Annotated in this window: 16 protein-coding genes (1 of these 16 cut by a window edge); 1 reads left to right on the top strand and 15 read right to left on the bottom strand. The window is 29.9% G+C overall.

Annotated elements, in window-relative coordinates:
• The 7 genes from ABMA45_RS08845 to ABMA45_RS08815 form a co-directional block, all read right to left on the bottom strand.
• Positions 1-197 (bottom strand): hypothetical protein (locus ABMA45_RS08845; RefSeq protein ID WP_348030180.1); only part of this gene is annotated, 197 nt, incomplete at its 3' end.
• A 103-nt stretch (positions 198-300) separates the two neighbouring features.
• Positions 301-2526, bottom strand: a complete 2226-nt coding sequence (locus ABMA45_RS08840; RefSeq protein ID WP_022089529.1) for a sensor histidine kinase — start codon at positions 2524-2526, stop codon at positions 301-303.
• An 11-nt stretch (positions 2527-2537) separates the two neighbouring features.
• The gene (locus ABMA45_RS08835) at positions 2538-3230 is read right to left on the bottom strand and encodes a response regulator transcription factor (RefSeq protein ID WP_022089528.1); all 693 of its coding nucleotides are present in this window, start codon (positions 3228-3230) and stop codon (positions 2538-2540) included.
• A 124-nt stretch (positions 3231-3354) separates the two neighbouring features.
• A complete protein-coding gene (locus tag ABMA45_RS08830; RefSeq protein WP_022089527.1) occupies positions 3355-4140 on the bottom strand; it encodes a hypothetical protein in 786 nt (261 codons plus the stop codon).
• Between the two features lie 151 nt (positions 4141-4291).
• Positions 4292-5911 (bottom strand): chaperonin GroEL, encoded by a 1620-nt coding sequence (gene groL / locus ABMA45_RS08825; RefSeq protein ID WP_022089526.1) that lies wholly within the window; start codon positions 5909-5911, stop codon positions 4292-4294.
• A gap of 48 nt (positions 5912-5959) precedes the next feature.
• Positions 5960-6244, bottom strand: coding sequence for a co-chaperone GroES (gene groES / locus ABMA45_RS08820; RefSeq protein ID WP_022089525.1), 285 nt, complete (start codon positions 6242-6244; stop codon positions 5960-5962).
• A 103-nt stretch (positions 6245-6347) separates the two neighbouring features.
• Positions 6348-7259, bottom strand: coding sequence for a DNA-3-methyladenine glycosylase family protein (locus ABMA45_RS08815; protein WP_022089524.1), 912 nt, complete (start codon positions 7257-7259; stop codon positions 6348-6350).
• A gap of 313 nt (positions 7260-7572) precedes the next feature.
• On the opposite strand from ABMA45_RS08815, the gene ABMA45_RS08810 reads away from it, so the two are divergent.
• On the top strand, positions 7573-8748 hold the full coding sequence (locus ABMA45_RS08810) for a hypothetical protein (RefSeq protein ID WP_022089523.1): 1176 nt from the start codon (positions 7573-7575) through the stop codon (positions 8746-8748).
• A 169-nt stretch (positions 8749-8917) separates the two neighbouring features.
• Here the strand turns inward: ABMA45_RS08810 and ABMA45_RS08805 are convergent, their stop codons facing one another.
• From ABMA45_RS08805 to ABMA45_RS08770, 8 genes are all read right to left on the bottom strand, one after another.
• On the bottom strand, positions 8918-9904 hold the full coding sequence (locus ABMA45_RS08805) for a diaminopimelate dehydrogenase (protein ID WP_022089522.1): 987 nt from the start codon (positions 9902-9904) through the stop codon (positions 8918-8920).
• 285 nt (positions 9905-10189) lie between these two features.
• On the bottom strand, positions 10190-10726 hold the full coding sequence (locus tag ABMA45_RS08800; RefSeq protein WP_022089521.1) for an LOG family protein: 537 nt from the start codon (positions 10724-10726) through the stop codon (positions 10190-10192).
• A 26-nt stretch (positions 10727-10752) separates the two neighbouring features.
• Positions 10753-10833, bottom strand: a complete 81-nt coding sequence (locus tag ABMA45_RS08795; protein WP_346432176.1) for a hypothetical protein — start codon at positions 10831-10833, stop codon at positions 10753-10755.
• Positions 10830-10949: a VOC family protein gene (locus ABMA45_RS08790; RefSeq protein WP_022089520.1), complete on the bottom strand. Its 120-nt coding sequence runs from the start codon at positions 10947-10949 to the stop codon at positions 10830-10832. The genes ABMA45_RS08795 and ABMA45_RS08790 overlap by 4 nt, the downstream gene beginning before the upstream one ends.
• Before the next feature lie 83 nt (positions 10950-11032).
• Positions 11033-11749 (bottom strand): DUF6062 family protein, encoded by a 717-nt coding sequence (locus ABMA45_RS08785; RefSeq protein ID WP_022089519.1) that lies wholly within the window; start codon positions 11747-11749, stop codon positions 11033-11035.
• Between the two features lie 161 nt (positions 11750-11910).
• Complete coding sequence (locus ABMA45_RS08780; protein WP_022089518.1) at positions 11911-13587, bottom strand: glutamine--tRNA ligase/YqeY domain fusion protein; 1677 nt, start codon at positions 13585-13587, stop codon at positions 11911-11913.
• A 146-nt stretch (positions 13588-13733) separates the two neighbouring features.
• Positions 13734-14033 (bottom strand): hypothetical protein, encoded by a 300-nt coding sequence (locus ABMA45_RS08775; protein WP_022089517.1) that lies wholly within the window; start codon positions 14031-14033, stop codon positions 13734-13736.
• A 364-nt stretch (positions 14034-14397) separates the two neighbouring features.
• A protein-coding gene (locus tag ABMA45_RS08770; RefSeq protein WP_022089516.1) for a gamma-glutamyl-gamma-aminobutyrate hydrolase family protein crosses the window boundary here: on the bottom strand, positions 14398-14497 show its final stretch. It continues 2999 nt past the right edge of the window; the window shows 100 of its 3099 coding nt (coding positions 3000-3099); its start codon lies beyond the right edge, outside the window — the gene reads right to left on this strand; its stop codon occupies positions 14398-14400.

Genomic DNA, 14497 nt, shown 5'->3' with positions numbered 1-14497 from the left:
ATTTCAATTTGTTTGTAAACTATTGCTTTTACTGCACAAATTTGATTGCATTTTAAATCACGTATCCACAACGGCATTTCATATATATCATAATTCCTTGGATAGTATTTAAGCAGGTCATCCGTTGTATGAATGCCTGCTTTATTAAATACTTTTTCTGTTTTTTCTCCAATGCCCTTCAATTCATTTATATTCATATGATTGCTCCAAATCTGCTTTGTTAAATCATTTCTTATCATAACTATATCTATGATAACATATAAACTTATTTTATCACATTTCTTATTAGGAAAAAACTTTTTATTTAATTAAATCCATTACAAATATTACTTTAAATAAATCTCCATCCAAAATAATATCAAATGTTCCACCGTGATTTTCAACTATACTTTGTGCTATAGATAATCCTAATCCACTACCTTCAGTACTTCTTGAAACATCACCTCTAATAAATCTTTCCGTTAACTGATCACTGTTAAAGTTCAACTGACTCTCAGAAATATTTTTAACTTCAACTCTTACTTTTGAGCCAACAATATTCGCATCAATATATACTCTTGTATTAGCCAAAGCATATTTGTAAATATTTCCATAAAGATTTTCTAATAATCTCCACATTTTTCTTCCATCAGCAAAAATATAAACTTCATCTTCAGGAAAATTTGTAACAATATTTAGTTTCTTATCTTCAAATTTTTCTTCATATTCACCTAAACTTTGTCTGATAAGTTCTGTAAGATTAATCTTTGTTTTTGTCAATTTAATTGTTCCGGAGCTTAACTTAGATGCTTCAACTAAATCATCTACAAGTATCTTCAAACGATTTGATTTTTCTTCCAAAATCTTTACATATCCTTGTGCCTTTTCATTTTCGAGTTCTTCCTGATCTAACAAATGAACATAGTTAATAATTGATGTAAGAGGTGTTTTAATGTCATGTGATACATTAGTTATCAGGTCTGTTTTCATACGTTCATTCTTAACATTCTGATCAACTGCCTTATCAATTCCCATTCCAATACTATTTACACTATGTGCCATTCTACGGTTAATTCCAAAAAAAAGCTTTTCGTTTATCGTTCTTTTTGTATCTCCGCTTGCAATCTTATCTGTTTCTTCATTTATAAATTCATATTCAACCAAAAACTTCCACAATACAACTGCTAAAGCTACTGTTTCTATTAGCAATGCTATAACTAATAAACCAAAAGAATAAAATATGCTATAAATCGCACTGTCTATTAAAGCGACTGTAATAATCACTATCATAAAAATAATAACTTTAACCGTTGTTTTTAAATTAGTCCACAACGCTTCGCTTTTCTTAAATACAATATAAAGCAGACTTGTTCTAATGAGGGATTTTGCTTTTAATCTACGTATAATACTCATTACAAATTGAACGATAATTTCTGAGCATACAAAAATTATTGCTGATAAAACTATTTTAAGAATGTTTTGATTAATTACATTATCAATTTCATCAGTATAAAAACCTCTGGATGCTGCATTAATAATTAAGGTCACAACAAAACCTGATACTGCAACTAAATCCCACCATGAATAATCAATAGTATATAAATATGCCGGTTCCTTCCATTTATTCTTGCCTGTTGTAATAGCAAGTCCAATACCTGCTATACCTGCAATCACACAACTAAGTCCAAGAATAACAATCATTATGTTGTATTTTAAAATTTCCTTTTTTGAAGTAACTACATCTTTTACATAATAACTTAAATTAGTATCATATGGGTATGTTGTATTAACAGCCATTAAAACATATAAATCATTGTAATCTGTAAATGTTTTACACTTGCTGTTAAATATTTCAGCTGTAAAAAACTGTTTATCTAAAGTACAGATTTTTATATCGTTCAACTGGTCATACAAAAAATATTCTTTATATTCATTTGATGTAAGAATCTTCTCGGCATCCTGTGTATTATATTCTATATGCTGCCCATCTACATCGGTATACGAAATCTTGTACGATACATTTGAATCTATATTATTCATATACTTACTCGAATATTTATACAGTGAATAATCACAAAAGAAATTAAAAATTGCTTTACTTTCAGTTGAACTATATTCAGGATTTCTATCCATAAAATCCTGTAAATTATAATCACTTGAATACTCTAAATAATCACTATATGCATTATTGTCGTCTTCATATCTGCCATTATCATAATAATCACTATTTCCATAATAGTCACCCATATTATACTCTGATGAAATATCCTGTTTATCATACATTTCAATCAATTGCTTTATAGTATAACTGGAGTTAGGCAATACCGCATTTTCATCTTTACCATATTTATCATAATATGTTGCAATATTTCCAACATCTGATAACAATGCTGAAAATGATGATTCAACAATATTATTGTAATTTCTCATTGCCTCATTTCTGGACATTATAGTTTTATCGTTAAACTCGAAGTACATAGAAGAATAACATATTCCCACAATTCCTATGGCAATTAAAACATTAAAAATTGTTTTCCATTTTTTCATAAGGTACACTCCTACATTTTTTCGATTTTATATCCTAAACCCCAAACTACTTTTAAATATCTTGGTTCTTTTGGATTAATCTCTATCTTTTCTCGAATGTGTCTTATGTGAACAGCTACAGTGTTGTCAGCAGAAATTGCAGGTTCATTCCAAACACTTTCATATATCTGCTCAATTGTATAAACCCTTCCCGGATTCTTGATAAGCAGAAGCAAAATGTTATATTCATATGGTGTTACTTTTACAGGTTCACCATCAACCGTAACCATTTTTCTGTCGTCGTCAATCTCAAGGCCTCCAACAACATATGTATTGCTTTTCTTTTCGGCTATATTTCCAAACTGTGTATATCTTCGTATCTGTGATTTAACTCTGGCAACCAACTCTAACGGATTAAACGGCTTTGTAATATAATCATCCGCTCCCACATCAAGTCCTACTACTTTATCTGAATCTTCTGATTTAGCAGATAAAATAATAATAGGTATACTACTGTTTTCTCTGATTTTTAAAGTAGCTCTTAATCCATCAAGCTTAGGCATCATTACATCAATTAATAGAAGCTGTACCTCGTTTGACTTCAATTTTTCAATTGCATCTAATCCATCGTAAGCCTTAATTACATTATAACCTTCTTTTGATAAATAAATATCAATCGCTTCTACGATTTCTTTGTCATCATCACATACTAATATGTTGTACATTTTCTGCTCCTTTTCTAAAACACATTCTATTTGATTATAGAATATCTAATGTTTTTTAAATTCCGTCACTCAATTTCTTAAGATTTAATTATGATTAAATTCTAAGTACTAGTTTTGTTTACTTCTACGCTTTTACTTTTACCTTTATAGTCTTGCTAAAGTTTCCATAAATTTTCTTTTTATTATTCTTCTTAAAAGCTCTGGCTTTTACATAATATGTTTTTTTGCCTGCAAGTTTCTTGATTGTATATTTATTTTTCTTACATGTTACTATATGTTTTTTCTTGAAATTTTTCTTTAAAGAATATACTATTTCAAAACCTGATGTACCTTTAATCTTCGATAATTTTACATTAATTTTGTTCTTCAAGCCTTTTGCCTTAATATTTGCTTTTGCAGGAACAATATTAAATGTAACATTCTGTGTTCCATTGTAAATACCTATTCCATTAATTTTAACTGTGGCTTTACCGATTTTTTTGTTATTTTTATATGTTATTGTATAATCAATGCCTTCTCTTAAAGTTACATCTCTATATGTGATTTCAATATTTTTAAATGTAATATTTTTACCTGTATACACTTTCTTTTTTGGCACACCGTTTACTGTTGTCATAGTAATGAATTTCTGTAATCTTGGTTCAGCAACTGCATTACCATTGCAATAAGACATAACTCTGCTTATATCTCCTGAGAATAGAGCATAAGCACCTGCATTATTTACAACATTATCAATTCCACCCTTACCACTTAGCACAACTGAACATGCATTAGTAATTGAAACTCCCGGCTTATCAGGAACACTGATTGCATTATTTAAATATGAAGATGATTTTGTTTTCCCTCCATAATTTCTTATTGTTTTTATTTCTAAACCCTTTTCATAAATTTTTAAGTATTCAAATATCATAGCATATTTTAATATTGTGGTCAAAATTGTAGTATTTTTTATCAAAAAAGCGCTGACAAAACATTTACATGTCTGTCAGCACTTCTTTAAAATATATCTATATATAATTTTGTTAAATTGATGTAGGGTTAAAATCTCCCCACTTTGATGCCTACATCATTCCCATTCCCGGATTTGCAGGCATAGCCGGTGCATCTTCCTTTATATTTGCAACAACCGATTCTGTTGTTAATAATGTACTTGCAACACTTGTTGCATTCTGTAATGCACTTCTTGTAACCTTTGCAGGGTCAAGGATTCCGGCATCAACCATCTGTACATATTTTTCATTGTATGCATCAAATCCGTTTCCAGGTTCTGATTCGCGTACTTTATTTACGATAACTGAACCTTCAAGTCCGGCATTCTGTGCAATTGTAAATAATGGTGCTTCAAGAGCTTTAAGAATAATCTGTCCGCCTGTCTTTTCATCGCCTTCTAATGTATCAACTAATTTAGCAACTTTCTTTGATGCATGAATATATGCAGAACCACCACCTGAAATAATTCCTTCTTCTACAGCAGCTCTTGTAGCATTTAAAGCATCTTCCATACGAAGTTTCTTTTCCTGCATTTCAGGTTCTGTAGCAGCACCAACTCTGATAACTGCAACTCCACCTGCCATCTTAGCAAGTCTTTCCTGTAATTTTTCTTTATCAAAATCAGATGTTGTTTCAGCTAGCTGAGCTTTAATCTGAGCGATTCTTCCCTGAATTTCTTCAGAATTTCCTTCGCCATCAACGATAATTGTATTTTCTTTCTGAACCTTAACTGATTTAGCACGACCAAGGTCTTCAATCTTAGTTTCAGCAAGTGATAAGCCTAATTCTTCTGAAATAACCTGACCACCTGTAAGAATTGCAATATCTTTTAACATTTCTTTTCTTCTGTCACCGTATCCAGGAGCCTTAACTGCAACCACGTTAAATGTTCCACGAAGTTTATTAACAATTAATGTTGTAAGAGCTTCACCTTCTACATCTTCAGCAATAATTAAAAGTTTTGAGCCGCTCTGTACAATCTGTTCAAGAATTGGAAGAATTTCCTGAATATTTGAAATCTTCTTATCTGTTATTAAAATATATGGATTATCAAGGTTTGCTTCCATCTTTTCCATATCTGTTGCCATATATGCTGAAATATATCCTCTGTCAAACTGCATACCTTCAACAAGGTCAAGCTCAGTTTTCATTGTCTTTGATTCTTCAATTGTGATTACACCATCGTTAGAAACTTTTTCCATTGCATCTGCAACCATTTCTCCGACTTCTTCATCTCCAGCTGAAATTGCAGCTACTTTAGCAATCTGTTCCTTACCTGTAACCTTACTACTCATTTCTGAAATTGCCTTAACAGCTTCATCTGTAGCTTTCTGCATACCCTTTCTTAAAATAATTGGGTTAGCACCTGCAGCTAAATTTTTCATTCCTGCATTAATCATAGCCTGTGCTAAAACTGTAGCTGTTGTTGTTCCATCACCTGCAACATCATTTGTCTTAGTAGCTACTTCTCTAACCAACTGTGCACCCATATTTTCAAATGCATCTTCTAATTCAACTTCTTTAGCAATTGTTACACCATCATTAGTAATAAGTGGTGCACCATATGATTTATCTAAAACAACATTTCTTCCTTTAGGTCCAAGTGTTACTTTTACTGTATTTGCCAACTGATTTACTCCAGCTTCTAACGCAACTCTGGCATCTGCTCCAAATTTAATTTCTTTAGCCATTTTTATAACCTCCATTCAAATTTCCAATTTATAAGTATGATATTAAAGCTATTCAACTACAGCTAAAATATCGTTCTGTCTAACTATAATATATTCCTCGCCATCTAATTTAACTTCATTTCCTGCATATTTTGAATATATTACTTTATCTCCGGCTTTAACCTGCATTGTTACTTCTTTACCGTCTACAACTCCACCGGGACCTACAGCAATTACTTCTGCCTGTTGTGGTTTTTCCTGTGACTGTGTTGTCAAAATAATTCCTGACTGTGTCTTTTCTTCAGGTTCAGCCTGTTTCAATACTACTCTGTCTCCTAATGGTACTAATTTCATTTAAAACTACCTCCTTTTCAGCTTGTTAGCACTCTTTCTTTTTGAGTGCTAACCCAATAACCTAATAATATATCAATTATTTCAAATATGCAACCCCTTATTTTTATTTTTTATTGTTACTTTTCTTCTTTTTATCTGTATTCGTTCCAATTTTACCATTTCTTCCAAAGCAAAATAAATACTGCTGTGCATAGCCTCCATACTCACCATAATGATTAGATGCGAATTTTTGTATTTCCTCTTTACTTGTCTCTTTTCCAAAATAAATGGCTTCCATTATACGTTTAATCCAAACATCAATAGGAAATGCATTTCTATATCCAAGTCCAAATAGCAAAACACAGTTTGCAACTTTATCTCCCACTCCCTTTATTGACTTTAATAATTCTCTTCCATCTTCTTCATTTAGATTTGCAAATAATTCTTCATTTATTTCACCCAAAGCAAGCTTTTGTGATGCATCATATAAATAAGGTGCCCTAAATCCGGACTTCATTTCCCTAAATGCTTCTTCTGTTATTTTCCCTAACTTTTCAGGATTTGGGAAACTATAGTATTTTTCACCATTTACCTCACCAAGATATTCACCATATTGTTCACTTATTCTTTTTACAATCTGCTTGATTTGAGGTATTTGTTTGTTTTGTGAAATAATAAAAGATATTAGCACTTCATGGAAATCCTGATTTAAAATTCTAACTCCATAATTTTCTTTAATTGCACTTTCTAATTTATTATCCTTCTTTAACAAATATGATTTAATTTCATCATAATCTCTATCTAAATCAAAATAATTAGTCCATATTTTTTCTACATCTTCCTTTGAAGTATTATAAAATATAAGTTGATTTTCATCTTGTTTTATATGAAGCATTTTATTTTTTGCAACAATAACATATTCTTCTTTATCTAACTTATAAAATCTAAAACACTGACCACATTCTAATGTCTGTTCCAAATCAAAATCTTTAAGTTCATTTATTAGAGTATTTTTTCCATTCTCTGTAATTTTCATTTGTTTTTCCTCTTTTCTTACGAATATTTAACTAATCTAATAGGTAGAGTATCATTTTTATTATTCATATTCAATATAGATATTTATGTAAATTTATTACATTCTATTTTTTAGCATATGTAATATACATGAGTTTATTTTTACTCACTTTTTACTCACACAATAACTTATGACATTATGTCCTTATTTATTTAATAAATAATATTAAAATTGTCATAATTTCTTTACATTATTTAATGTATTTCTCCTTTATTTTAGTCTAAAATAGTTATATAATTATATTAAAATGTTGGCAACGAAAGGAGACTGTATTATGGGATTTTTTAAAAAATTAGTTGGTTCAGCCGCTGTTATTGGCGCTGCTGTTGGAGGGGTATCTTATTTAAAGAAGCGCAAAGAGGAAAAATATACTGAAGATGATATTTTTGAAGACTTTGATGACGAAAAGATTTTTGATATTAAAACAAATTCTAACAAAAATGGGACTCAGAAAATAACAATTACATTTAATTCTAACAAAGCTAAATCAATGGCTAATAATGCTGCTGATAAAGTATTAGAAGCTGCTGATTCTGCTAAAGAAAAAATTGTAGATGCTGTTGGCGAAGAAAAATATAATTCTGCTGTAAAAAAAGTAACTGATGCTGCTACTTTTGCTAAAGATAAAGCAAGTGATGCAAAAGACAAAATCACAGATTTTGTTGGTGAAGAAAGAATTGACAACGCTAAAGATTTATTCAATGATGCCGTTGATTTTGCAAAGGATAAAACATCTGAAGTTATTGATAAAGTAAAGAATTATAATAGTGAAAATGATTTTGTTGATACAGATTATAGTGACATTGATGATTTTGAATCATTAGATGATGACTTTGTTGATGAATCTGACGATTTAAATAACGGCTTTGATGAAAATTACTCTGAAAACGATGATTTTGTTTCATCTGTCAAATTAGAGGAAGATGATGCTTCTTCATTTAATGACGAAACATTTGATAACAATGACATACCTTCTGAAGAAAATCATATTTTCGAAGACATTGATGATATAAAGCAGGACGATGATTCATTTGAAGATACAAATATTTCTGAAGAAGGCACAGACATATTTGAAGAAGAATCTGTACCAAATGTTACGGAACATAATACCGAATCAAGTCTAACTGACGATGAAGAATATGATACTGAATCTAATATTACCGATGATGAGCTTGATAATAAAAGCAGTATTTCAGATAATACCTCAGAAAATCAGGCTGCTACAGAACCTGATGAATTTAATGAACTTGATGACGAATTAAACGATGATACATTTGATAATATCGAAGTAAATAATGATTCTTTAGATAGTAATGAATATGATAGTGGAAAAGATTCTGATATTGTTGAAGAGCATTTCTCTTTTTTAAAAAAGTCATCCGATAAGAGCGGTGATAACACATCTAAGGAAGATACTGATTTCTTAGATGATGAACTTGATGAAATCTAAATAATATAAAAGGAGCCATTACAGTATGATATTTCCGGTATGGATAAGAAGTATCATCTCAATTGGCTCCTTTTATTAATTTGGGCTCATAAAAAAATCTCCCAATCTAGGGAGATTTTTTACATAGTAAAACCGAAAAAGTAAATTTCGCAGTTTGTACAAATATATTTTACAATAAATGAGCTCTTAATTCTTCTCCACTCATTTCGCTTAAATATGCAGGTGCAATATCTAATACTGTCTTACAACCTTTCTGTCCTTCATCATAAAGACGCTTAGCAGCTCTTGCATATGCAATTAAAACACTTGTAGTAAATTCAGGATTTGAATCTAATTTTAAACTATATTCAATAATATGATTATGTTCTTTATTCATTCCTGTTTTTCCTGAACGGATTACAAATCCACCATGTGCCATTCCGCTATGATTCTTTTCTAATTCTTCTTCGCTAATGAAATGAACTGTTGTATTGTAATCTGAGAAATAATTTGGCATTTCCTTGATTTCTTTTTCAACTGCAGCGGCATCTGCACCTTCTTCTAATACAACAAAACATTCTCTTTCATGCTTATCTCTTGTTGTAAGTTCCGGATTTTCGCCCGATCTAACTCTTTCTAAAGCACTTTCTACAGGAATTGTATACTGCTTTGCATTCTTAACGCCTTTAATTCTACGAATTGCATCTGAATGTCCCTGACTAACACCTTTTCCCCAGAATGTATAATCTTTTCCATCTGGAAGAATTGCATTTGCATAAACTCTGTTAAGCGAGAACATTCCAGGATCCCAACCTACTGAAATAACTGCTATTTTTCCAGCTTCTTTTGCTGCCTTATCAACTGCCGCAAAATGTTCAGGTATTCTTGCATGAGTATCAAAACTATCAATTACGTTAAACATTGAAGCAAACTGTGGAGTCTGTACAGGAAGATCTGTAGCACTACCGCCACATAAAATCATAACATCTATCTTATCTTTCCAGTCTGCAACTTCATCAATATGACATACCGGAACATTTTCTGTTAAAATAGTTACATTCTTAGGATTTCTTCTTGTAAATACAGCAACTAATTCCATATCATTAGCTTCTTTAACTGCACATTCTACACCTTTTCCCAGGTTTCCATAACCTAAAATACCAATTCTTGTTTTCATTTCAGTCTCCTTCGTTAATATATATTTTACTTAATCAGCACTTGCAATCATTAGTCTTCTTTAATTGACATATTGTAAGTTTTCGCCACAAAAAATTATAGAATTTTTCCACAGATTTGACAATACTTTATAGTATATTTTCTATAATTCTTTAATTTTTTCAAGAATACTTTTGATGCCTTGCTAAATACTGCATGTTTTTTCCATACTAAAGCTAGATTGCCAAAAAAGAAGTGTATTTAATTCACAATGAAAATAAATACACTTCTTAGGCTTATATATTTTTTATATATTATTTACTATTTGCTTTATATCCTCTAAATTGTCTGCGAAAAAAATTCCTTCCTGTCTTTGTTTAGACGAAAATTCTTTTTCAATCATATGATTTAACAATTCTTTTAAACTGCTATAATATCCATCCAAATTATATAAAATACAAGGATTATTAAGCTGTTTCATTGAAATTTTACACATAACTTCAGACACTTCTTCCAGAGTACCCGTACCACCTGGAAAAGTCACAAATACATCTCCTAATTCTATCATTTTAGTTCTTCTTTCTGACATATCTTTTGTAATAAATAATTCGGTTAATCCCTCATGTTGAACTTTTGCATCTATAAAAAATTGTGGTTCAACTCCTATAACTTTACCCCCTGCATTTAATACACTGTCTGCAAGTTTTCCCATAAGTCCTGTTTTAGATCCACCATACACAAGTGTGTTGCCACTTATTCCAATCCATGTTCCCAATTCTTTAATTGCCCTTTTAAATGTTTTATCATTTCCGTCTGATGCCCCAAGATAAACTGTAATATTCATTTCAATACCTCTTTCGTAATTTAATTCTAAACTTCTGTCCCAACTTCAATTAAGTTTCCATCTAAATCATAAAATCTTATAACTTTTTGTCTCCAACTATTTGTCATAAGTTTATTAATTTTCCATCATTATCTAGTATTACATCCAATCCAAATAATTCATGATATAACATTATTGATTTTTCTATATCATTAACAACAATTAAAACATTCCTTAATTTCATAAAAACGACTCCTATACATATTAGTCTTATTTTATTATATTATTTTTCACTACCTCATAACAAGTAAAAGAATTATATTTATTTCATTCTTCATCCGTAACACCGTTTGTTTTGTACATTGTTCTTACTAATGCATCCTTTGAATTTTTCCATGGTTCATCTTTATATCTATAATCAAATTTTTTTATAAACCATTCTACATCCTCAATTGTTCTATCTAGATTTTGTTCAAATATATCTATAGTCATTTTATTAAATTCGTCAAATTTATTTCCCGATAATTCTTTATCAGCATATTTAAGTAAAGCATTTAAATGCTCAAAGCAAAATCCTTTACAATTCTTATATAATTCTAAAAAATCTTTATCTTCTTTTTTCCATAAATAAAGTATCGTGGCAACATATCTGTCAAATGTATCATTTAAACGGTCGCACACGAAACAACTTCCATTTAATTTATCCAGATATTCAGTTATTGGCTTCTTTTCTTTCTTTTTAAATAATCCACCTGAAGATTTCTCCTTAGACAGCGTATCAACCTGCTTTTTTACATTCTTTAAATGTGTTTCCATTATTAGAGCAAGTCCTAATCTGTTATTGTATTCGTATAATTTTTTTATATGTCTGGAACAATAACCTTTTTCATCAGTTTCAAATCTAATATAGTCCTCCATGTAACTTGGTCCCATGGCAAATGCTATATTATCGTTTTCTATATCATCTCTCATTTTGCATAATGGGCACTCACAATCTACCTTAAATGCATCCATTACAGGTATTGTATATAATTTTTCTTCCATTCTTCCTTCTCTCCATTTTTTAATCTGTTTACATTTTTATATTAATTCATAGCGAATAATTTAAACTAAGTCTGTTTATATAATTTAAGTTAATTCTCTTTGTTTAATTAAAACTAATAAAAGGTTGAAAAGGATTTCTCCTCCTCAACCTTTTATTGGCTCTATTTAGGTAATTTAAAAGAACTCTTTAATGAAACTATTCTGTTATATACCGGTTTTTCTTTTGTATAATCTTTAATATCTGCACAGAAATAACCCTGTCTTACAAACTGGAATTTATCTTCAGGCTCTGCATCAGCAAGTCCCTGTTCCAAATAGCATTTCTTCAATACTGTAAGTGAATTTGGATTAAGGTTAAGAGAACCATCTTCATTAAGTTTTCCTTTTTCTTCATCAACTATATTTTCATATAATCTTACTTCAGCTTCAATAGCATGTCTTGCTGATACCCAATGAATTGTTCCTTTGACCTTACGTGCTGTAAAGTTATTACCACTTCTTGTTTCCGGATCATAAGTACAATGCACTACAGTAACATTACCATTTTCATCCTTTTCGTAATCTACACATTTTACAAAATAAGAATGCATAAGTCTTACTTCATTTCCCGGGAACAATCTGAAATATTTCTTAGGTGGTTCTTCCATAAAGTCTTCTCTTTCAATATATAGTTCTTTACAGAATGGAACTTTTCTACTTCCTAATTCTTCATTTTCAATGTTATTAACTACATCAAACCATTCAACCTGGTCTTCCGGATAATTGTCAATTACAAGCTTAATTGGATCTAATACAGCCATCATTCTTGGTTTCTTAGTCTTTAAATCTTCTCTAATACAATATTCTAACATTGCATAATCAACTGAACTATTGCTCTTTGATATACCACAAAGTTCAACGAAGTTCTTAATTGATTCAGGAGTAAATCCTCTTCTTCTAAGTGCTGCAATAGATACTAAACGTGGATCATCCCATCCATCTACAATTCCATCTTCAACTAATTTTTTAATATATCTTTTTCCTGTGATTACATTTGTCAAATATAACTTTGCGAATTCAATCTGTCTTGGAGGATTAGGGTATTCAAGTTCTGTGACTACCCAATCATATAAAGGTCTGTGATCTTCAAATTCCAATGTACAGATAGAATGTGTTACATGTTCAATTGCATCTTCAATAGGATGAGCAAAATCATACATTGGATAAATGCACCACTTATCTCCTGTATTATGATGTGTCATATGAGCCACTCTATAAATAATTGGATCTCTCATATTAATATTAGGAGATGACATATCAATCTTAGCTCTTAATACCTTTTCACCATCTTTATACATTCCATTCTTCATGTTTTCAAATAGTTCTAGATTTTCTTCAACACTTCTGTCTCTATATGGGCTGTTCTTTCCAGGTTCAGTTAATGTACCTCTATATTCCCTAATTTCTTCAGGTGTTAAATCGCATACATATGCTTTACCTTTTTTTATTAACTTAACAGCTGCCTCATACATCTGATCAAAATAATTAGATGCAAAAAATAATCTGTCTTCCCAGTCAGCTCCAAGCCATTTTATATCTTTTAAAATTGACTCTACAAATTCTGTCTTTTCTTTTGTAGGATTTGTATCATCAAATCTCATATTAAATTTACCATTATATTTCTTAGCCAAACCATAATTTAAAAGAATTGACTTTGCATGTCCAATATGAAGATATCCATTTGGTTCAGGTGGAAATCTTGTCTGAACATGATCAAATCTTCCTTCTTCCAAATCTTTGTCGATAATCAATTCAATAAAGTTTTTAGTTACTTCACTTTTCACGTTTTCTTTTTCCATTTTGTATGTCCTCCAGCGTTTAGAATATAAACGTTTTCATAATTATTAGATTATACAATAAATTTTTTTCCATTTCAACATCAAGTATGCATTGTTTTAGGCATATTTAGTCAAATATCAATGCTTTTACTGTTAAATCAAATGCTTTATAAAATAAATTTTTCAAGCATTCTTCTTAACACATATTCATGTCCGGCCATAACAATTGAATCATCATTAATTCTTAAAACGGCAGTTCTTACAAAATTCCAACCAACACCAAGTTCAATACCACCATGTGTCTCACAATTTCTGATTATTCTTTTTCTTTCATTTTCACTCATTGCAAGTAATTTCATATTATCTTCTTTATCAAATTGTATTATCGGATATCCGCCATGATATCCAACCAATTTTAAATTTTTCAAATTAAAAGTTTTGCTCCATTGTTCTAATATCTCTTCCAAAATTTATCTCCTTAAATTTTATCTTTTCATAATCTTTATTCATTATTAATTGTCTATTCTAAGAATTATAACACAATAAGGCAAAACTTTCATTTTTTGTAAATACAAAGAAACAGGTTTTATGAAAGACATCTTTCTAAAAACCTGTTTCTTTTCAAAATCTAAACCCTTTCGTAACACTTTGTTACGATAGTAATTTAACATATTTAATATAATAAATATAGTATTTATATTTTAAAATATGTATCATTTTTTATATGTGAATGTAATTACAGATAAAAATACACTAAAATAAGTTTTTTTTGCATTGTCAAAAAAACTGTCAATTTATAAACATAACATTTTTATCTTTTTATCGCATTTATTATTTGATATGTTTCTGAATAAAATTAACTACTAACTTTCTTGTTTCTCCCAATGCATTCGATGTTTCAAATTTTCTTTCAGGATGCCACTGCAAAGCT

Origin of the sequence: Eubacterium sp. CAG:156 (genome assembly GCF_000434315.1) — a bacterium.
GTDB classification, from domain to species: Bacteria; Bacillota; Clostridia; order Lachnospirales; family Lachnospiraceae; genus Eubacterium_U; species Eubacterium_U album.
This window is presented reverse-complemented; position numbering and strand designations above follow the sequence as displayed.

What these genes read in the sequence shown, in the direction of transcription:
- ABMA45_RS08830 (WP_022089527.1), bottom strand. Translation starts at nt 4,140, where the DNA reads ATGATATTTGAATACTTAAAAATTTATGAAAAGGGTTTAGAAATAAAA.
- ABMA45_RS08815 (WP_022089524.1), bottom strand. Translation starts at nt 7,259, where the DNA reads ATGAAAATTACAGAGAATGGAAAAAATACTCTAATAAATGAACTTAAA.
- ABMA45_RS08805 (WP_022089522.1), bottom strand. Translation starts at nt 9,904, where the DNA reads ATGAAAACAAGAATTGGTATTTTAGGTTATGGAAACCTGGGAAAAGGT.
- ABMA45_RS08840 (WP_022089529.1), bottom strand. Translation starts at nt 2,526, where the DNA reads ATGAAAAAATGGAAAACAATTTTTAATGTTTTAATTGCCATAGGAATT.
- ABMA45_RS08795 (WP_346432176.1), bottom strand. Translation starts at nt 10,833, where the DNA reads ATGACAAATAGTTGGAGACAAAAAGTTATAAGATTTTATGATTTAGAT.
- ABMA45_RS08790 (WP_022089520.1), bottom strand. Translation starts at nt 10,949, where the DNA reads ATGAAATTAAGGAATGTTTTAATTGTTGTTAATGATATAGAAAAATCA.
- ABMA45_RS08785 (WP_022089519.1), bottom strand. Translation starts at nt 11,749, where the DNA reads ATGGAAGAAAAATTATATACAATACCTGTAATGGATGCATTTAAGGTA.
- groL (WP_022089526.1), bottom strand. Translation starts at nt 5,911, where the DNA reads ATGGCTAAAGAAATTAAATTTGGAGCAGATGCCAGAGTTGCGTTAGAA.
- ABMA45_RS08810 (WP_022089523.1), top strand. Translation starts at nt 7,573, where the DNA reads ATGGGATTTTTTAAAAAATTAGTTGGTTCAGCCGCTGTTATTGGCGCT.
- ABMA45_RS08835 (WP_022089528.1), bottom strand. Translation starts at nt 3,230, where the DNA reads ATGTACAACATATTAGTATGTGATGATGACAAAGAAATCGTAGAAGCG.
- ABMA45_RS08780 (WP_022089518.1), bottom strand. Translation starts at nt 13,587, where the DNA reads ATGGAAAAAGAAAACGTGAAAAGTGAAGTAACTAAAAACTTTATTGAA.
- groES (WP_022089525.1), bottom strand. Translation starts at nt 6,244, where the DNA reads ATGAAATTAGTACCATTAGGAGACAGAGTAGTATTGAAACAGGCTGAA.
- ABMA45_RS08800 (WP_022089521.1), bottom strand. Translation starts at nt 10,726, where the DNA reads ATGAATATTACAGTTTATCTTGGGGCATCAGACGGAAATGATAAAACA.